This is a genomic window from Aerococcus urinaehominis (assembly GCF_001543245.1).
Classification (GTDB): Bacteria; Bacillota; Bacilli; order Lactobacillales; family Aerococcaceae; genus Aerococcus; species Aerococcus urinaehominis.
The window spans coordinates 862,222-882,066 of record NZ_CP014163.1; the positions used below are offsets into that span (position 1 = coordinate 862,222).

Consider the following 19,845-nt stretch of genomic DNA (forward strand, 5'->3'; position numbering starts at 1 on the left):
AGAATCCCTTCTTTCACTTTGCTTACTTCCTTAAATTTATTATAAAAGACAAACAAAGATTATTCAACCGCTTACATTTTAGCTTGTTCAGAAAGGAGCGCGTTTAGTTGTGAAGATTGCTTTTATTGCTGACCTCCACATTGACCGTCATAAAAATTATCAAAGTCAAGATTTCATTGATAGTCTTAATTATATTTGTAGCGAAAAAGAAATTAACATTCTAGTTATCAATGGTGATGTGTCCAACAATTACCAGATTAGCCTAAACTTTATCGAAAATCTTAATAAAGCAGTAAGCAGCCAGGTTTATTTAGTACCTGGTAACCATGATTACTGGCAAAGACAGCCAGCTAAAAAGGCTACTCTTCTAATTCATGAATACTTTCAAAGCCACCAATTATGCTTGGTTAATCAGGTCATTCGCCTAAAAGAAAATTATTTACTCTTAGCTAGTCCTGGTTGGTATAACCACCATTACTACAATCGACAAAAATTTTAATCCTGGTCAAATCAATAAAGGAAACTACAAACTCTCTACCTGGCAAGACAGACGATTTATTGATTGGGGAACTAGTGATGCTGATATTTCAAAATCGTTTGCCAAACATAGTTATCAAACATTAAATGATAATTATTTACCAGATGACAAAGTTATATTAGCTAGTCACATAGTTACTGTGCCAGACTATATCGTACCCATGCCTCATCCCGCCTTTGACTATTTTAATGCCTACATTGCTACTAATGATTTTGATCCAATCTATCGCGATTTTGAAGTGACTCATAGCGTCATGGGGCATGTCCATTTTCGTCATCAAAAAAATAAAAATAAGCGAAAACTCGTCGTCAATTCGCTTGGCTATACCAAAGAATGGAGGCAAAAAGATTTAACCACAGAACTCCTTAAAGCTTTGTATATCATATCAATATAAGTAAATATCATAAATATAGCAAAAAAACCAGATCTGTTGAGATCTGGTTTTTACAATTGCACGGCGACGTCCTAGTCTCACAGGGGGCAACCCCCAACTACATTCGGCGCTAAGAAGCTTAACTTCTGTGTTCGGGATGGGAACAGGTGTGACCTTCTTGCCATCATCACCGCACAATTTTATCTTTATGAGCTTTGTTCGCTCAAAACTGAATCTGTAAGCTAAACCCTCATACAACTAACACTTTGGATAAGTCCTCGACCGATTAGTACTAGTCCGCTCCATACATCACTGCACTTCCACTTCTAGCCTATCTACCTGATCTTCTCTCAGGGGTCTTACTATCTTATAGATATGGGAAATCTCATCTTGAGGGGGGCTTCGCGCTTAGATGCTTTCAGCGCTTATCCCGTCCACACATAGCTACCCAGCTCTGCTCCTGGTGGAACAACTGGTACACCAGCGGTGTGTCCATCCCGGTCCTCTCGTACTAAGGACAGCTCCTCTCAAATTTCCAACGCCCACGACGGATAGGGACCGAACTGTCTCACGACGTTCTGAACCCAGCTCGCGTACCGCTTTAATGGGCGAACAGCCCAACCCTTGGGACCGACTTCAGCCCCAGGATGCGATGAGCCGACATCGAGGTGCCAAACCTCCCCGTCGATGTGAACTCTTGGGGGAGATAAGCCTGTTATCCCCAGGGTAGCTTTTATCCGTTGAGCGATGGCCCTTCCATGCGGAACCACCGGATCACTAAGCCCGACTTTCGTCCCTGCTCGACTTGTAGGTCTCGCAGTCAAGCTCCCTTCTGCCTTTGCACTCTGCGAATGATTTCCAACCATTCTGAGGGAACCTTTGGGCGCCTCCGTTACATTTTAGGAGGCGACCGCCCCAGTCAAACTGCCCGACTGACACTGTCTCCCGACCGGATCACGGCCGTGGGTTAGAGTGGTCATATCACAAGGGTAGTATCCCACCAGTGCCTCCACCGAAACTAGCGTCCCGGTTTCTACGGCTCCTACCTATCCTGTACATGTCACACAAACACTCAATATCAACCTGCAGTAAAGCTCCATGGGGTCTTTCCGTCCTGTCGCGGGTAACCAGCATCTTCACTGGTACTACAATTTCACCGAGTCTCTCGTTGAGACAGTGCCCAAATCGTTACGCCTTTCGTGCGGGTCAGAACTTACCTGACAAGGAATTTCGCTACCTTAGGACCGTTATAGTTACGGCCGCCGTTTACTGGGGCTTCAATTCAATGCTTCGCATACGCTAACACGTCCTCTTAACCTTCCAGCACCGGGCAGGCGTCAGCCTCTATACGTCATCTTTCGATTTTGCAGAGACCTGTGTTTTTGATAAACAGTCGCTTGGGCCTATTCACTGCGGCTGACCTTGCGGTCAGCACCCCTTCTCCCGAAGTTACGGGGTCATTTTGCCGAGTTCCTTAACGAGAGTTCGCTCGCTCACCTTAGTATACTCTACTCAACTACCTGTGTCGGTTTGCGGTACGGGTTGTCTGATTCTAACTAGAAACTTTTCTCGACAGTGTGATGTCAGTAGCTTCGGTACTTAACTTCCCTCGCCATCACAGCTTGTCCTTAACACGAAGCATTTGACTCTGTGTCAGACTTACTGCTTGGACGCGTTTTTCCATCTCCGCGCTCTACTTAACCTCCTGTGTCCTTCCATTGCTCAAACAAATCAGACAAGTACAGGAATGTCAACCTGTTGGCCATCGCCTACGCTTGTCAGCCTCGGCTTAGGTCCCGACTAACCCTGGGAGGACGAGCCTTCCCCAGGAAACCTTAGTTATTCGGTGGACGGGATTCTCACCCGTCTTTCGCTACTCATACCGGCATTCTCACTTCTATGCGCTCCACGACTCCTCACGGTACCGCTTCAATGCCCATAGAACGCTCTCCTACCATCCTTACGGATCCACAGCTTCGGTGTTCAGTTTAGCCCCGGTAAATTTTCGGCGCAGGGTCACTCGACTAGTGAGCTATTACGCACTCTTTAAATGATGGCTGCTTCTAAGCCAACATCCTAGTTGTCTAAGCAACCCCACATCCTTTTCCACTTAACTGAAACTTTGGGACCTTAGCTGGTGGTCTGGGCTGTTTCCCTTTCGACTACGGATCTTATCACTCGCAGTCTGACTCCCGGATTAAACTATTTGGCATTCGGAGTTTATCAGATTTCGGTAACCCTGGATGGGCCCCTAGATCAAACAGTGCTCTACCTCCAATAGTCATCATCCGAGGCTAGCCCTAAAGCTATTTCGGAGAGAACCAGCTATCTCCAAGTTCGATTGGAATTTCTCCGCTACCCTCACCTCATCCCCGCCTTTTTCAACAGACGTGGGTTCGGTCCTCCAGTGCGTTTTACCGCACCTTCAACCTGGACAAGGGTAGGTCACCTGGTTTCGGGTCTACGACAACATACTCAACGCCCTATTCAGACTCGCTTTCGCTATGGCTCCGTTTCTTCCACTTAACCTTGCATGCTATCGTAACTCGCCGGTCCGTTCTACAAAAAGTACGCCATCACCCATTAACGGGCTCTGACTGCTTGTAAGCGCACGGTTTCAGGTACTATTTCACTCCCCTCCCGGGGTGCTTTTCACCTTTCCCTCACGGTACTGGTTCACTATCGGTCACTAGGGAGTATTTAGGCTTGGGAGATGGTCCTCCCGGATTCCGACGGAATTCCACGTGTTCCGCCGTACTCAGGATACTGCTAGGCCAACGCAACCTTTCGTCTACAGGATTTTCACCTTCTTTGATTAACCATTCCAGGTTATTCGACTAAGTCTTGTCATACCACATTGCAGTCCTACAACCCCAAGATGCAAGCATCTTGGTTTGGCCTCTTTCCGTTTCGCTCGCCGCTACTTGGGAAATCGATGTTTCTTTCTCTTCCTACAGGTACTAAGATGTTTCAGTTCCCTGCGTCTACCTCAGTTTTACTATGTATTGATAAAACTGTAACTACCTATCAAAGTAGCTGGGTTCCCCCATTCGGAAATCTCCGGATCAAAGCTTACTTACAGCTCCCCGAAGCATATCGGTGTTCGTCCCGTCCTTCATCGGCTCCTAGTGCCAAGGCATCCACCGTGCGCCCTTATTCACTTAACCACCGGTTAAGTTGTATGATTCGCGATTGAGTGTTCACTCTTTCGGTTTTTACTCTTGGTAAAATTGTTGAATCTCATTATCTCCTGGTAGAAATAATGATTTTCATGGTTTATTACTTACAGTATTCAGTTTTCAAAGAACAAAGTTTGAGAGATAGACCTCTCAAAACTAAACAAATAGACAAATGTGCATTCCGTAATATCCTTAGAAAGGAGGTGATCCAGCCGCACCTTCCGATACGGCTACCTTGTTACGACTTCACCCCAATTATCTGTCCCACCTTCGGCGGCTGGCTCCAAAAGGTTACCTCACCGACTTCGGGTGTTACAAACTCTCGTGGTGTGACGGGCGGTGTGTACAAGACCCGGGAACGTATTCACCGTGGCGTGCTGATCCACGATTACTAGCGATTCCGGCTTCATGTAGTCGAGTTGCAGACTACAATCCGAACTGAGAATGGCTTTAAGAGATTTGCTTACCCTCGCGAGTTTGCGGCTCGTTGTACCATCCATTGTAGCACGTGTGTAGCCCAAGTCATAAGGGGCATGATGATTTGACGTCATCCCCACCTTCCTCCGGTTTGTCACCGGCAGTCTCGCTAGAGTGCCCAACTGAATGCTGGCAACTAACGATAAGGGTTGCGCTCGTTGCGGGACTTAACCCAACATCTCACGACACGAGCTGACGACAACCATGCACCACCTGTCACTCTGTCCCCGAAGGGAAAGCCCTATCTCTAGGGTGGTCAGAGGATGTCAAGACTTGGTAAGGTTCTTCGCGTTGCTTCGAATTAAACCACATGCTCCACCGCTTGTGCGGGTCCCCGTCAATTCCTTTGAGTTTCAGCCTTGCGGCCGTACTCCCCAGGCGGAGTGCTTATTGCGTTAACTGCGGCACTGAAGGGTGGAAACCCTCCAACACCTAGCACTCATCGTTTACGGCGTGGACTACCAGGGTATCTAATCCTGTTTGCTCCCCACGCTTTCGAGCCTCAGTGTCAGTTACAGACCAGAAAGTCGCCTTCGCCACTGGTGTTCCTCCATATATCTACGCATTCCACCGCTACACATGGAATTCCACTTTCCTCTTCTGCACTCAAGTTCCCCAGTTTCCAATGACCTTCCACGGTTAAGCCGTGGGCTTTCACATCAGACTTAAGAAACCACCTGCGCTCCCTTTACGCCCAATAAATCCGGACAACGCTTGCCACCTACGTATTACCGCGGCTGCTGGCACGTAGTTAGCCGTGGCTTTCTGGTGAGCTACCGTCAAGGTTGTAGTAGTTAATTACAACTTGTTCTTCACTCACAACAGAGTTTTACGATCCGAAAACCTTCTTCACTCACGCGGCGTTGCTCCGTCAGACTTGCGTCCATTGCGGAAGATTCCCTACTGCTGCCTCCCGTAGGAGTTTGGGCCGTGTCTCAGTCCCAATGTGGCCGATCACCCTCTCAGGTCGGCTATGCATCATCGTCTTGGTAGGCCGTTACCCCACCAACTAACTAATGCACCGCAAGGTCATCGATAAGTGACAGCAGAGCCGTCTTTCCAATCCCTGTCATGCGACATGGATTACTATGCGGTATTAGCACCCGTTTCCGGATGTTATCCCCCGCTTATCGGTAGATTCCTTACGTGTTACTCACCCGTTCGCCGCTAACGTCAGGAGTGCAAGCACTCCGTCAGTTCGCTCGACTTGCATGTATTAGGCACGCCGCCAGCGTTCGTCCTGAGCCAGGATCAAACTCTCGTTAAAAGTTTGAGCTACGCTCATTGCTGACGTCTTTATAGTCTTCGTCCAGACTATCATTTGAATTGTTGGTTCATCAACCGAAGTTGATGCCCTACACATTTGGTTCGTCTATTTGTTCAGTTTTCAAAGGTCTATCGCTGTCCGCTCGGGACAACTACTTAAATATATCACGTACTTGATTTGTTGTCAAGAACTTTTTTGAAATATTTTTTTGTCGTAAACTTCCGTTTCGCGACAACTTCTAAATATTATCATGGTCTCGATAAACTGTCAAGAACTTTTTGAAATATTTTTTATTTCGTTTGTCGCTCTTGTTGACGACTTACTAATAATATCAGGCCACTAATATATAGTCAAGCTTTTTTTACAATTATTTTCCAATATTTTTAGAATAGCTTTTGCTATAATGAAGGAAACTATATTAGGAGGTTATATTTATGTCCCTTACCATTGAATATAAAGCCAGTTCCCAGGACACAGCTCAGGCGATGGGTTCAGGTAGCCTGGATGTTTTAGCTAGTCCTGCCCTCGTTGCTATGATGGAAAACTGTGCCACTCAAGTCATTAATGGCAGGCTAGCTGAAGGGGAAACTACGGTCGGCGTTGCCTTTTCTTTACAACATTTACGTGCTTCCTTAATTGATGAGCCAGTAAGTGTAACAGCAGAGCTTTTAAGTTCAGATGATAAGAGTTTTCAATTTTGTATTACCGCCTACGTTCAAGACCAACTCATTGCCAAAGCTGACCACACTAGAGCCAAAGTTAATATTAATCGTTTTTTAAGTCGTTTAAAATAATCTAGAATATTAAAAACCAGCTTAACTTGCCCGTACTTAGTACTAGGCAAACTAAGCTGGCTTTTTTATTCTTCACCAACTTGATCTAAGGTAAAGTCTTTAAAGTAGTCAAAGTCAGCCTTTTTTTCTATTAGTAATACCCCATCTCCCAAGGGCAGGGCTGTCGTTTTAAGTTGTGGATGACGGGTTACTTTCTCAAGCAACATATTCAACTTTTTGTGAATAGTCCTAACCCGACGTGGAATCTCTGTCCGTTCATGAAAAACCGTGCCTGCTTGGAAGACATCATCAATCATAATCAGACCACCCACTGGTAACAAATTTAATAAATAAGGCAGGAAGTCATAATATTTAGCCTTAGCTGAATCCATAAAAATAAAGTCGTAGGCCTTGTCAAGGCTTGCTAAGACTTCTTTGGCATCCCCTTCTAATATTGTAATTTGCTGGTCGAGGCCAAGCTTACTGATATTTTCTTTTGCCTCTGCTACCATCTGTAGATTTCGTTCAATGCTATCTACATGGCGACCAGGGTGGCCATAAGTCATTAGCGATGCTGAATAACCAATGGCTAAACCGATCTCTAAAATTTGTTGAGGCTGCATTAAACCAAGTAAAAAGTCTAAAAATACCGCGGTCTCGTGTGGAATAATGGGCACACGCCGCTCATTAGCATCATACTCGATGGCCTGAATTTCACTGGCAAAGCGTCGTTGATCATAGCGTAGATAATTTAGTACCCCTGCTTCAACGATTGGGCGATCCATCATTTCATTTTGCTTATGCATAACTTTAGTCCTTTCTAATTAAATAAGGCTAGAGCACCAGCTCTAGCCCGTTTATTATCAATTAATTTGGTCTTCTTTGCTTTGATATTTTTTTACTTGCATGCCACGAATTCGGCCGTTCTCAACAGCTGTCGTCGTTAACAACCAGTCATCAACTTGGATAACTTCCTCCGCTTGATCAGCCGGGAAATATCCTAATTGTTCAATCATATAGCCGGCAATCGTATCTGATTCATCAGATTCTAAAGCAGTGTCAAAGATTTCATTGAATTTATCCAAAGCCATGATGCCATTAATGATATAGGTGTCATCATTAATTTTCTTATAAAGGTGGGAAATTTGATCGTATTCATCCTCGATTTCGCCCACAATTTCTTCTAATAGGTCTTCCATTGTGACCAGGCCAACAACGCCACCATACTCATCTTTTAAAATAGCAATGTGTTGGTGGTTACGTTTAAATTCTAACAAGAGGTCATCAATAAAAATAGTTTCTGGGGCAAAATAAACTGGTTTGATGACTGATTTGATATCTACATTATCAAAACCAACTTTATTAGCCATCCGCAAGAGGTCCTTAGAATGAACAATTCCTAGAATATCATCTTTGTCCGTATCGAAGACCGGAATACGAGAAAACTGCGAACTTAGGATTGCATCAATATTCGCTTGATTGCCATCATCAATATCCAGCATAAAGGTATCAACACGCGGTACCATCACTTCTCTAGCCAATTTATCATCTAAGGATAAGACCCCTTCCATCATCCGGTACTCATCCATATCGATGACACCTTCACGCTGACTAGCCTTGAAGGCACCCCGCATTTCATCCCGGGTCATATTCGGTTGCTCACTAGTGAAGTCAATCGGTGTGATTTTCTTAATCAGGTTTGTTGATACTGTTAGTAACCAAACAAAAGGTTTAAAGGCGGTTTGGAGAAAGCTAACCACACCAGAAGACATTCTGGCGTATTGCTCTGGAATTTGCATCGCTAATTGCTTAGGATAGAGTTCGCCTAGCACTAAGGTGAAATAAGACAAGATTAAAGTAACTATCGCCGTAGCCACTGTTTCACCAGCCGGTACATTAGCCAAATAAGGGGCTAAGTAAGATACAAAGGTATTAGCTGCGGAAGCAGATGAGAAGAAACCAGCAAAGGTAATTCCTACCTGAATTGTTGATAAGAAGGCATCTGAATCCTCTAAAATATGGAGGACACGGGCTGCTTTTTTATCCCCATTATCGGCCATCTCTTGGAGTCGAGTCTGGTTTACAGTAACATAGGCCATTTCGGCTCCTGCTAAAAATGCATTGACGAAGGTCAAAAATAGAATCAAGAGTATTTGTCCACCTAAATTGGAACTGGGATCTCCCATGATTAATCGTTCTCTCCTTTATAAGAAAAAATAGTATTATTGAAACAATTATAGCTAGCTTTATAGCTAATTGCAAATTTTAATCAGCAAAAAAAGGAGGGGGACACCCTCCTTTTTAGTAAGCTAAATTATCGCCTTATTTTTTAGTTTTAGCTGGGTTAACACGATTTTCGTAAACTTCACGCACATCGTATTTAGTATCTTCAAAGCCACAGAATGAATCAACTGGATCAACACCCTTGAAGGCTTCTGGACCTTCCATCAATTTATCAACTAAGATTTCTAAGTTGAATTCTTTGTCATCGTAAGCGTTGATGTAAGTTTGTACTTGAGGTACATCAGCGATTGCGAATGGATGGTTAACAGAAACATAGATAGTAGGCACTTCATTAACGTAGAATGGTACGTCTGGTGTACCCTTAGATGCAGGCCAAGCAACACGTTGAACAGTACCAGCAGCAATCTTAGCTATGTTGATAATTAAGTCATAGTTATCAGTCAAGTTAGAGATTGGTTGTTTTTGTGCATAAACGTTAGCAACAGCTGCCGCCCGTTCTTCTTCCGGTAACTTCATGATACGTTCTTCAGTATTTTCCCATACTGTAACGTTAAAGCCTTTAGCTTCCATAGCTTTCTTCATTAAGTCAACTGGAGATTCTTTAGAAGCGATCATTTGACCAAAGCCACCCTTAACACCTTCATTAAGTACTAATAATACTTTTTCGTAACGTTCTGGTGTTACTGGGAAGATATCAGGTTGGTTGTTCTTAACTAAAGTAATTGCTTTGTCAGCAACTTCTTTAGCCATAGCTACGTGCTCGTCAGTTTTAATCTTAGCTAGCGCTTCTTCTTTTGGTGCTAATAATTCTTTAGGATCTTTCTTATGCAAGCCAATAGAAGCTTTCAATCCTAAAGTACGAGAAAGGGCATCGTGAAGACGTTCTTCAGTAATCGTACCGTTTTCGTATCCTTCTTTCATCCATTGGAAATCTTCGTCTGGATCATTGAAGAATAAGAAGAGGTCACACCCAGCAGCAATAGCAGTTGGTAGCATATCTTTACGTGAAAGGGCAGAAGTCATAGCTACCATGTGCGAAGCATCGGTAATAACCGCACCATTGAAGCCTAATTCACCCTTCAATAAGTCTTGTAGGACTTCACGAGAAAGTGTAGCTGGTAGGTATTTTTCAGACAAGCTAGCTTCAGGATTCACCTTGTCTACCCAAGCAGGGAAGGCGATATGACCTGACATAATAGCTGGTAGGCCTTCATCGATCAGACCCTTGTAGATCTTACCATATGAAGCCATCCACTCATCAACACTTAGTGAGTTAGGGGCGAATGAGAAGTGGTGGTCACGCTCATCAACACCATCACCAGGGAAGTGTTTAGCAGTTGCTAGGATACCAGACTCGGAGATACCCTTCATATATTGCTTAGACATTTCAAGTACTTTTTCAGGATCATCTGACCAAGTACGAACTGAAATAATTGGGTTACGCCAGTCTTGTTGCAAGTCAACGATTGGTGCAAATGACATGTTACAGCCAATAGCTGCTGCTTCGACACCAGCGATGCGACCCATTTCATAAGCATACTTAGGATCGTCAGTAGCTGCGATTTTAACCTCATGGCCAATATAGGTACCATCAACAGCTGCACCGTCACCGCCAGCTTCAGTGTTGGCTGCGATTAGCACTGGAACCTTAGAGTTTTCTTGTAAGATACGGTTTTGCTCATAAACAGTTGCCGCGTTAGATTTGTTATAACGCACACCAGCAATATGGTAAGTATCTAACACAGATTTTAAGTAGTCCTCTTCAGCGCTAGCACCCATGTTGAAGAACAATTGACCAATTTTTTCGTCAACTGACATACCAGCAATTGTGTCTTCAACCCACTTGATTGCTTCTTCGTCTAAATTATAAGGCGCTTTAGTTAAATCTACTTTTGCCATTAAATTTCTCCCTTCTTAAATTGACAGGGGAATAATCCCCTTTCATCACTACACTACAATTATAGCAAGAAATTAATAAAAAGAAAGCCCTTTTATTGAAAAAATGCCCACTTTTTTTATAGGGATAGCAAGAAATGCAAACTGAATAGCGATATTTTAATATTTTGCTATATTTAAAGCCTAGCTTCTCGTATACTATGGTAAAACAAAATTTCGAAAGGACAACTACTATGATAATTAGACCCGCTAGCCCAAACGATGCACAAGCTATTTGTAACATTTACCGGTATTATGTAGAACACACTAGCATTTCCTTTGAGGAAACTACGCCCACTACAGAAGAAATGAAAAACCGTATTGTTGATTTTACTAGCAACTATCCCTTCTTAATCGCTGAAGACCAAGGCAAGATGTTAGGTTATGCCTATGCTCACGCCTTCGGTGACCGACCTGCCTACCGTTATACAGCAGAACTCTCTATCTATACCAAGCATACGGACAAAGGACGGGGAATCGGCCGCCAGCTCTACCAAGCCTTAGAGGACCAACTAAAAAAACAAGGCATTGTTAACGCAGTAGCTGTAGTAACTGGCTCCAATACCAACTCTTTAGCCTTTCATCAAAAACTCGGCTATAAAATTATCGGCCGCTTGCCCCAGGCTGGCTATAAATTTGGCCATTGGGAAGATACCGTTTGGCTATACAAACAGTTAGCTAAACCATCAACCCTAGTCTAGGCTAGGCTAAGCAAAAAAGTCTAAGTAACTAGTTTTTTAACTGGCTACTTAGACTTTTTTTAATTTAAGTTTTGTAAAAAGGGATTGTTGGCCGCCTCGATGGCAATCTGGCTGGCAGGACCATGGCCTGGATAAATAGTCGTATCTCCCGGTAAGTTTAAAAGGCGATTTTTAATTGCGGTTAGTAAGAGGACGCCATCTCCCCCAGGTAAGTCAGATCGACCTACCCCCCCCTTAAAGAGGGTATCACCAACAATAACAAAATGGTCTGCAGGAAAATAATAGGTCACCGAACCTGGCGAATGCCCAGGAACATGAGCGGTTTCAAATTCAAAACCTGCAATCTGCTGAGGACCCATTTTATCCCAGTAGTGAGTTTTTGTTTTAGCTTTATGGGTCCCACTATTTAACAACCAATCTGCTTCCGTAATATGCACCCAGACTTCGAGATCATAGGCTTCGCGGATTGCTTCAACTGCTCCAACATGATCGGGATGGGCATGGGTTAGCAAAATAGCCAATGGGACGATTTGCATGGCTTTAATAAAATCAATAATTTTATCTGCCTCATCGCCTGGATCAATAATAAGAGCTTGGTTAACCTCATTAATAATGAAATAACAATTAGCTTGTAGGGGACCAACGACTAGTTTTTCCACGCGCATAATAAACCTCCAATCAAAATCTTAAGACTTAAAATAACGAATACCATCAAAAGGCCGATTCAAATCATATATCAGACGAGCTAGTGAGCTCATACCCGCTAATTCACTTAAAATTAGCGTAAACGATATGAGCTAAAAGGCCAGGCCTAGCACCCGGTTTGCTGCTAAGCTAATCATAAAGATAAATATCGGAAAAGACAAGTTTGTGACAAAGATCTGTCCTTTCAAACTAGCACCTTTAATAAACCACTATAACAGTAAACCAGACCATCACAATAAGTAAATGAGCTAGACTTTTACTGATTACGATCGGCATCAGCTTGACTAGGCTTTTCATCGCCAGACGCTGCGACATATTCTTTACGCGACATGGCCTGGCCAATTTCTAAATTGGCATCCAAGCTGTCCTCCTGATAGGCCTCTTTGATAAGGTCCTTGTTAACCTTCTTGGTCCAAAAACCACCATGAATATTTTTAGCATCATAGGCAATATAAAAGGCCTTCTCATCTAGCTCATTAATTGTTTTATAGAGCTGACGCTCAGTAGAACGAGGCGTCAAGATGGTCAATACCAAGCGGTCACCATCCCGACCGTAGCCAGATTGAATGGTAACCCCGTACCCCCGCTCTCTAAGCGCCTCTGCCATAGCATGGTTGGTTGAGGGAACAAAAATCTGCACAACTGAATAGCCGAGGGCAATTCGGTCTTCAAGCATGATACCCAAGTATATACCCAAACCAAATCCAAGTGCATAAGTGATGAGATAGATAGGCTGGTCTAAGTATTGCATCACCATCGATAAGCCGACGGTGTAGATAGATACCTCGACTATCGCGATAAAGGGGGCGACCTTACGATAACCCTTCATCGCTAAAAGTGTGCGTACGGTGTTCAACATAATGTAAATCAAATTAATGAAGAATATTTGTAAAAGTATTGCCCAATTCATTACCTCACTCGCTTTCCTTTCATATCATCTTTTTCCTCTTTATTAACCTAAACTGATTAGGTCTGTCGCCTATTTTTCTAAGATTACCTGGGCAACAGCATACTCCCTACTATGACTGATTGATAGATGAACCTGGCCTTCAAACTGACTCGCTAGCAGTTTGGGTGCGCCGAGACTATCATTGGTAATACTAATATCAGTCATAGCTAGCTGACTGCCAATACCTGTGCCCAATGCTTTAGCAAAGGCCTCTTTGGCTGCCCAACGACCAGCTAAATAACTAGCCTGCCGTCCAGGATGGCTTAGCCTCTGAAAAGTTGCTAGCTCTACTGGACTTAGGACACGTTGGCAAAAACGGGGGTTACGTGTTTGGGCCTGGCTAATACGATCAATTTCTACCAAATCAATACCTGTGCCAACAATCATTTACCATTCTCCTATTTGATTTTAAATTGGTGATTAGACTTAGGCTTGCGGTTACTAGATTGACCATTTGACTTAGAGCGGTTGTTCTGGTTATTAGACCGGTTTTGCTTGTGGTGACCAGATTTACCCTTGCGATTAGCTTGTTTATAGTTAGATTGACGGTTATTATGGCGTTTGCCCTTGTTACGGCCATGGTGTTTAGATTTTGCATGGGTTCGGTCAGGCGTAATTTTGACCTCCACATCTTGGTTAGCCTTAGTTAATGAAGTTACTAAGGCCATGGCCAATTGTTCGCTCGTATAAGCTTCTAATAGCTGATTAACAACTTCCTGGTATTTGTCTTCATCATCAGCGTTTTGCTTGTCGATTAAGCGATCAACTTCTTCGACTGTATGTTTTAATTGACCTGTCAAAGCTTCTTTGTCAGTTGGCGGTCTAAGTGGTGACATTTGTTTACGTGTCAAATCTTCAATCGTTCGTAAGTAACCCATCTCATGCGGAACAACAAAGGTGACTGACATCCCTTCCTTACCAGCTCGACCAGTCCGGCCAATTCGGTGAACATAGGATTCTGGATCCTGCGGGATATCAAAGTTGTAGACGTGGGTCACACCTGAAATATCCAAACCACGCGCAGCTACATCGGTCGCTACCAAAAGGTCTAAATTACCAGCCTTGAAATCTTTTAAAATCTGCATTCGTTTTTGCTGGGTCAAATCACCATGAATCCCCTCAGCCCGATAGCCACGTTCAATCAAACCGCGGCTCACTTCATCTACCCGACGTTTAGTCCGGGCAAAAACAATAGCTAAGTCAGGATCATGGACATCGACAAACCGAGTTAAAAGATCAAATTTTTCAAAATCACGACACTTGGTGAAATATTGGTCGATTAAATCAGCTGTCATTTCCTTAGCTTTGATTTTTACTTCGACCGGATTTTGCATAAATTGCTCACCAATCCGCTTGATTTCAGCTGGCATAGTCGCTGAAAATAGTAAGGTTTGCCGATTATGAGGTGTCTTCTTAATAATTGCCTCAATATCATCAATAAAACCCATATTTAGCATCTCGTCGGCTTCATCCAAAACTAGGGTACTAATATGATCTAGGTGAAGCGCGTTACGCTTGATAAGATCTAATAAGCGTCCCGGAGTTCCTACTACTACCGGTGGATGGTTATTCAACTGTTGCATTTGTCTACCAATATGAGCTCCACCGTAAACAGTTAGGGTCCGAATTTGCTTGTGTTTACCTAAACGGTAAAGTTCCTCACCAGTCTGGATAGCTAACTCACGTGTTGGCGCGATGACTAGAGCTTGTACATAGCGCTTTTTAGTCTCTATTTTTTGTAGTAAAGGTAGGCCAAAAGCAGCCGTCTTACCTGTACCTGTTTGCGCCATACCCAGAACATCACGTCCCTCCAGGGCATAAGGAATGGTTTGAGCTTGAATAGGACTAGCCTCTTCAAAGCCCATTTCTTTGGTTGCAGCTACTAATTCGTCTTGTAGCGGCATTTCATTAAATTTCATATTAATATTAATCTCCTTTAAGTTTCCTACTTAACAGCTAGGTAGCGCTCATCAGCCACCAGCCAGAAAAGGGGTTGGTTTCTTCCAACCCCAGCATATGTATTATCGGTTACCGGTAGCACCCACCAGTAAGTAAAGGATAGCACAAAAAATGATGAATTGAAAAACTATCGCTTAATGGCCGCCACCACATCCAACAAGCCCATACTATTGGAGGCTTTAACTAGGACCTGGTCTTGGCTAGATAGGTCTTCTAATAGGGCTTGAATCATGGCATCTTTCTCCGCTTTGGGAAAATGATGAATAGATTGGCTAGGATAACCCTGGTCCAACAAGGCCGCTTTTAGGGCTAGCATCTCCTTACCATATAGGTAAACTTCTTGGATGGTTGGATAGCTAATTTCCTGGCTAATGCCCGCATGCAAGGACTGGCTATGACTCCCTAGTTCAAGCATATCTCCCAACACCACCAACTTACGACCGTTACCCACTGATTCCATTTGGCTAAAGTTCTGTAAAACAGCCCGCATAGCTGATGGGCTGGCATTATAAGTGTCATTTAAAATTTGACTATCATTTTTGCCAGCTAACCATTCAGTCCGGTTAGCGGTGAGTTTAAAATTAGCCAAGGCTGCTTGCACCTGCTCCATGGCTAAGCCAAGGGAATAAGCTGTCGCTAGCGCATTTAAGGCATTATGCACATTGTAGCTACCGGATAAAGGGATTTGCATGGTACAAGTTGGCGATAGGTTGGTTGCAAAATTAGTTTGAAAAGGGCTGGTCTGAATATCTAAGGCATAAACATCTTGGCTATCAGCTAGACCTACTCTAATGGTCCGGAAATCACTTAAATCTGGCAATTGAGAGCTGATCAGGGGCTCGTCACCTGGATAAATAAAGGTGCCCTGGGGGCGTAAGCCAGATAAAATTTCTAATTTAGCCTTGGCAATATTAGCTTTGGAACCTAAAAACTCAATATGATTTTCACCAATCATGGTGATAATTGTCACATGCGGCTTAGCTAGCTGACTCAAAAATTGAATTTCACCTGGACCCGACATACCCATTTCTAAAATAAGTACTTCTGTATCAGGAGCCATATCTAGAATAGTCATCGGCAGGCCAATTTCATTATTATAATTCCCCTCAGTCTTATGGACCTTGAAGGCCACCGAGAGCACCGCAGCTGTCATATCCTTGGTTGTAGTCTTACCAGAAGAACCAGTTATGGCCACTACCTTAGGATTAATTTGCGCCAAATAATAAGCGGCTAGAGCTTGCAAAGCTTGCAGGCAATCTGCTACGCGGATGACATGCAAACCACTTGGTGGTGTTTTATCGCTAGACCAAAAAGTCGCTGCTGCCCCTTGGTCTAAAGCGGACTGAATAAACTCATGACCGTCTCTTTGTCCCTGTAAAGGCACAAAAAGTCCGTCTGCTTCAATATCCAAGGAGTTAAAGGCCACATTGCTGATCTGGTTACGCGGTCCTTTTTGTATCCATTCACCATCAACTGCGTGTACCAGGTCTTCAATACTTAATTCTTTCATATCTAACTCCTCCCGTCCTAATGGTCGGCTAATGCTTGGCGCTCCCGATAACGTTCTAAACCTAAATCAATTAGCTCGGCAACTAACTGGTCAAAATCTTTGCCACTGGCCCGCCACAGGCTTGGATACATTGAAAACTGGGTGAAGCCTGGCATGGTATTCACTTCGTTAATATAAATATGGTCATCAGCAGTTAAGAAAAAGTCTACGCGTGTCAAACCAGAGCAATCTAGGACCTGGTAGGCCGTTTTAGCATAGGCTTGTAGCTGGTCGGCTAAATCAGCTGGGATAGGCGCAGGAATAGCCATCTCAACTTTGTTATTAACGTATTTTTCCTCATAGTCATAAAAGCCCTGGTCTTTAACCAATTCACCGACTACTGAACTAGCCACTTGGTAGTTACCCATAACCGCAACCTCTAACTCCCTGGCTTCTACACCTTGTTCAACAACTACGCGACGATCATACTTAAAGGCAAGGTCAACACTAGTAACCAGTTCCTCCTGGTCCTGAGCGCAAGAAATACCTACGCTTGAGCCTAAATTAGCTGGTTTGACAAAGACTGGGTAGGTCAAATTACCTTCGATTTCTTTTATTATTGCAGCTTGATCTTGATGCCATTGATAATGGTTAAGACCAACATAGGCTACTTGGGGCAAACCTGCTTGATCAAAAAGATATTTAGAGATTAGCTTATCCATACCGGCAGCTGATGCTAGCACACCAGAGCCAACATAGGGCACATTTAAACTCTCAAATAAACCTTGGATGGTCCCATCTTCACCGTTAGGGCCATGTAGCGCCGGAAAAACTAGACTATCGCTGGCAAGCACCTGACTGGGCGTCACTGCTTGGCCAAAAGACATGTCGGGCTGGTTATTAAACATAGGTTGGTTACCATCAGTCAGATATAAACTCCACTCATCTGCTAGAGCTTGCTGGCAGATTGGGCCCGCCAACCATTCTCCCTCACGATTGATGTAAACCGGTTGGACCTGGTGTTGGCTATAGTCAATATGATTGATAATAGCCCGGGCGGTCAAAATCGATACATCATGCTCAGCACTTTTACCACCATATAAAACAACAATCTTCATATTATTACCTCTTTGACTTTCTAATCTTTCTCCAATAACCATTGTGCTTGGCTGAAATCATAAACTAATTGACCTATTTTTACCGCTTGATTTTTGTTAATATTTAAGATACGGTCCTCAACCCGATAAAGGGGAATTTGACACTGATCCCGGTTACTCATCGCTAACGGACTAAAATCTAGGAGCAAGCCCTCAATAAAATATTCTTCTAAACTACGTATAAATTTAAGACTTGGCTCATTAATTAAACTTTGATCCTCATGATCATTACGCAAAGTAAAAAAGTTCCGTCGGCTGCCTGGTCTTTGCTGGACTTTATCATAAATCAGGTGACTAAGCTGCAAATAAAATTCATTGATATAGCGGTAATACATCTTTAAAATTTGGTCATTAATTGGTAATCAGATATAGTTATTCTGCAATTTATAAAAGAAGGGTGAGTGCAACTGTTGGTTCATATGAGCCAGATACAAAATCTCGGCAATTTCTCCAGCCCGGAGTTGGTGAAAAAGTTCTTGAGATTTATAGTCTATCCACTTAACTCTAGGATTAGGGTAGCGGGCTTCATTAGCTAGAAAGTCCTGCACTTGGTCTCGACCCCGCAAAACATTAAAGTGGGTCAATTCATCAAATTGGCCGATTGACTGCCTGGTGTCAATAATCACTAAATTTTTGACGTCATGCGTACAAGTCTGGTTAAAATAACGCAGACCCATCCCCCTCGTCTGGACACTGTTTAACACTGGGTCCAATAAGATACACGCGTAATCTTTAAACATAATGCCACCCCCCGTAATACATCCATAATCATAGCAAATTATTATTTATTTTTAAATCACTTAAAGGAGTTACTATGCACCTAATTGCCCTGCCTTTTCAAAAACAAAGCTACACCTATTTGCCCGCCAGTCCTATCTACCGAGATTTAGCTGTAGACGATTTACCAATCAGCTATCATAACCTTGTCAACCAGCAAAATGGTGGCTATACCTCTAAATCCTATTACCCAACCCATGAGCCGACTTCAGATGCCTTGTCAGCTGTTTACATCCCTTACATAGCTGGGCTAAGTCCACAAAAAAATCGGGCTGCTTATGAGGTCCCCTCTATCCTCTACCAGGACCAATTTACCCATCGCCAGCATGTTCCTGACCATACTTTAATTATTTACGAAGACGGTCCACGAGTCGTTTATTTAGATTATGATAAAGCTTTAACACCACAGGAACCAGCTGTCTGCTATATCGACACCGAGACCGACCAGTGGCTTGACCTAGCTAGTTGTTTTAGTGACTTTATCCAAAATTTTGAACATCGGTATTTTGAACTACCAGCCCCACCTATGCGGACCTTCCACCGGGCCAATGCGGCCTTCCTCCATGCTCAAACCAGCCAACAATTAGCGGCCTTGTGGGAAGAATTTGAGGACAGCCCGCATAAAGAATGGTATTTCAAATGGCTGAACTATTATAGCCAAGTTAATGACCCAAGCCTGATCGTCACCAGCTACCGCGCCATGCAACACCAAGAAGAGTACTTCCGCCGTTACCTACCCGACAACTATCCCCAGGTAAAAGCTAATTTCGAAAGCAATCTAAGCAATTAGTGATCTAATAAATTTTGCGCCAGGCCGCTAAACAAATTACTTGGTAACTCAACCTTTACCAAATCTACCTGGTTTTGCTTAATTAATTTTTGGGCATAGGGATGGTTATGGTAATCATGTAAATAATAAATTTTAGTAATTCCTGCCTGAATTAGCATTTTAGTGCATTGCAAACAAGGAAAATGCGTTACATAAACTTCCGCGCCAGCTGTCTGCACACCAAATTTAGCACATTGGAGCAGGGCATTCATCTCGGCATGAATCGTTCTCAAGCAATGTCCATCCTCCATATAACAGCCATGATCTAAACAGTGGTCGTCACCAGACACTGAACCATTGTAGCCATTAGCAATCACACGCTTATCGCGTACAATAGTTGCCCCCACCATCAACCGTTGGCAGGTTGACCGGCTAGACAAAAGCACAGATTGTGCCATAAAATATTGATCCCAAGGAATTCTAGACATAGTTTTCTCCTCATTACTAAAAGCAAAAAGACACGCACAGGTAAACTTGGCGTGTCTTTTTTAAA

General features: G+C 43.4%; 17 protein-coding genes and 3 rRNA genes. 5 read left to right on the forward strand and 15 right to left on the reverse strand.

What is annotated here, in order from left to right; all coding sequences use genetic code 11:
- Positions 1-109 precede the first annotated feature (109 nt).
- Both AWM75_RS03830 and AWM75_RS08695 read left to right on the forward strand, forming a co-directional pair.
- Complete coding sequence (locus tag AWM75_RS03830) at positions 110-499, forward strand: metallophosphoesterase (protein WP_067978439.1); 390 nt, start codon at positions 110-112, stop codon at positions 497-499.
- 178 nt (positions 500-677) lie between these two features.
- The gene (locus tag AWM75_RS08695; RefSeq protein ID WP_145862470.1) at positions 678-932 is read left to right on the forward strand and encodes a hypothetical protein; all 255 of its coding nucleotides are present in this window, start codon (positions 678-680) and stop codon (positions 930-932) included.
- Positions 933-990: 58 nt separating this feature from the next.
- Here AWM75_RS08695 and rrf read toward each other — a convergent pair.
- The 3 genes from rrf to AWM75_RS03850 form a co-directional block, all read right to left on the reverse strand.
- Positions 991-1,106: ribosomal RNA gene (rrf, locus tag AWM75_RS03840) — 5S ribosomal RNA — on the reverse strand.
- Between the two features lie 71 nt (positions 1,107-1,177).
- Positions 1,178-4,078: ribosomal RNA gene (locus AWM75_RS03845) — 23S ribosomal RNA — on the reverse strand.
- 208 nt (positions 4,079-4,286) lie between these two features.
- Positions 4,287-5,834, reverse strand: a 16S ribosomal RNA gene (locus tag AWM75_RS03850).
- The 16S, 23S and 5S rRNA genes sit together here, the layout of an rRNA operon.
- Before the next feature lie 434 nt (positions 5,835-6,268).
- Here AWM75_RS03850 and AWM75_RS03855 point away from each other — a divergent pair.
- The gene (locus AWM75_RS03855) at positions 6,269-6,628 is read left to right on the forward strand and encodes a thioesterase family protein (protein WP_067978446.1); all 360 of its coding nucleotides are present in this window, start codon (positions 6,269-6,271) and stop codon (positions 6,626-6,628) included.
- 65 nt (positions 6,629-6,693) lie between these two features.
- Here AWM75_RS03855 and AWM75_RS03860 read toward each other — a convergent pair whose 3' ends face one another.
- The 3 genes from AWM75_RS03860 to AWM75_RS03870 form a co-directional block, all read right to left on the reverse strand.
- Positions 6,694-7,413 (reverse strand): O-methyltransferase, encoded by a 720-nt coding sequence (locus tag AWM75_RS03860; RefSeq protein WP_067978449.1) that lies wholly within the window; start codon positions 7,411-7,413, stop codon positions 6,694-6,696.
- A 57-nt stretch (positions 7,414-7,470) separates the two neighbouring features.
- Positions 7,471-8,793 (reverse strand): hemolysin family protein, encoded by a 1,323-nt coding sequence (locus AWM75_RS03865; protein ID WP_067978452.1) that lies wholly within the window; start codon positions 8,791-8,793, stop codon positions 7,471-7,473.
- Between the two features lie 136 nt (positions 8,794-8,929).
- Positions 8,930-10,750 carry a glycoside hydrolase family 3 protein gene (locus tag AWM75_RS03870; RefSeq protein ID WP_067978455.1) on the reverse strand — a complete coding sequence of 607 codons (1,821 nt, stop codon included), beginning with the start codon at positions 10,748-10,750 and terminating at the stop codon, positions 8,930-8,932.
- A gap of 230 nt (positions 10,751-10,980) precedes the next feature.
- Here AWM75_RS03870 and AWM75_RS03875 point away from each other — a divergent pair, with 230 nt between their 5' ends.
- Positions 10,981-11,487 carry a GNAT family N-acetyltransferase gene (locus AWM75_RS03875; protein WP_067978457.1) on the forward strand — a complete coding sequence of 169 codons (507 nt, stop codon included), beginning with the start codon at positions 10,981-10,983 and terminating at the stop codon, positions 11,485-11,487.
- Positions 11,488-11,546: 59 nt separating this feature from the next.
- Here AWM75_RS03875 and AWM75_RS03880 read toward each other — a convergent pair whose 3' ends face one another.
- From AWM75_RS03880 to AWM75_RS03915, 8 genes are all read right to left on the reverse strand, one after another.
- Positions 11,547-12,152: an MBL fold metallo-hydrolase gene (locus AWM75_RS03880; RefSeq protein WP_067978460.1), complete on the reverse strand. Its 606-nt coding sequence runs from the start codon at positions 12,150-12,152 to the stop codon at positions 11,547-11,549.
- Between the two features lie 296 nt (positions 12,153-12,448).
- Positions 12,449-13,102, reverse strand: a complete 654-nt coding sequence (locus AWM75_RS03885) for a DUF2179 domain-containing protein (RefSeq protein ID WP_067978462.1) — start codon at positions 13,100-13,102, stop codon at positions 12,449-12,451.
- A gap of 69 nt (positions 13,103-13,171) precedes the next feature.
- Positions 13,172-13,528, reverse strand: coding sequence for a holo-ACP synthase (gene acpS, locus AWM75_RS03890; RefSeq protein ID WP_067978466.1), 357 nt, complete (start codon positions 13,526-13,528; stop codon positions 13,172-13,174).
- Between the two features lie 11 nt (positions 13,529-13,539).
- Positions 13,540-15,060, reverse strand: coding sequence for a degradosome RNA helicase CshA (gene cshA, locus AWM75_RS03895; RefSeq protein ID WP_067978469.1), 1,521 nt, complete (start codon positions 15,058-15,060; stop codon positions 13,540-13,542).
- Between the two features lie 167 nt (positions 15,061-15,227).
- A complete protein-coding gene (locus tag AWM75_RS03900) occupies positions 15,228-16,610 on the reverse strand; it encodes a UDP-N-acetylmuramoyl-tripeptide--D-alanyl-D-alanine ligase (RefSeq protein WP_067978470.1) in 1,383 nt (460 codons plus the stop codon).
- Positions 16,611-16,627: 17 nt separating this feature from the next.
- Positions 16,628-17,707, reverse strand: a complete 1,080-nt coding sequence (locus tag AWM75_RS03905) for a D-alanine--D-alanine ligase (RefSeq protein WP_067978471.1) — start codon at positions 17,705-17,707, stop codon at positions 16,628-16,630.
- Positions 17,708-17,727: 20 nt separating this feature from the next.
- Positions 17,728-18,081, reverse strand: coding sequence for a hypothetical protein (locus AWM75_RS03910; RefSeq protein ID WP_067978475.1), 354 nt, complete (start codon positions 18,079-18,081; stop codon positions 17,728-17,730).
- Between the two features lie 27 nt (positions 18,082-18,108).
- Positions 18,109-18,486 carry a hypothetical protein gene (locus AWM75_RS03915; RefSeq protein ID WP_143236694.1) on the reverse strand — a complete coding sequence of 126 codons (378 nt, stop codon included), beginning with the start codon at positions 18,484-18,486 and terminating at the stop codon, positions 18,109-18,111.
- A 74-nt stretch (positions 18,487-18,560) separates the two neighbouring features.
- Here AWM75_RS03915 and AWM75_RS03920 point away from each other — a divergent pair, with 74 nt between their 5' ends.
- On the forward strand, positions 18,561-19,313 hold the full coding sequence (locus AWM75_RS03920; RefSeq protein WP_067978481.1) for an SMI1/KNR4 family protein: 753 nt from the start codon (positions 18,561-18,563) through the stop codon (positions 19,311-19,313).
- On the opposite strand, the gene AWM75_RS03925 is transcribed toward AWM75_RS03920, so the two are convergent.
- Positions 19,310-19,780, reverse strand: coding sequence for a ComE operon protein 2 (locus AWM75_RS03925; RefSeq protein ID WP_067978484.1), 471 nt, complete (start codon positions 19,778-19,780; stop codon positions 19,310-19,312). The genes AWM75_RS03920 and AWM75_RS03925 overlap by 4 nt on opposite strands.
- Positions 19,781-19,845: the final 65 nt, after the last annotated feature.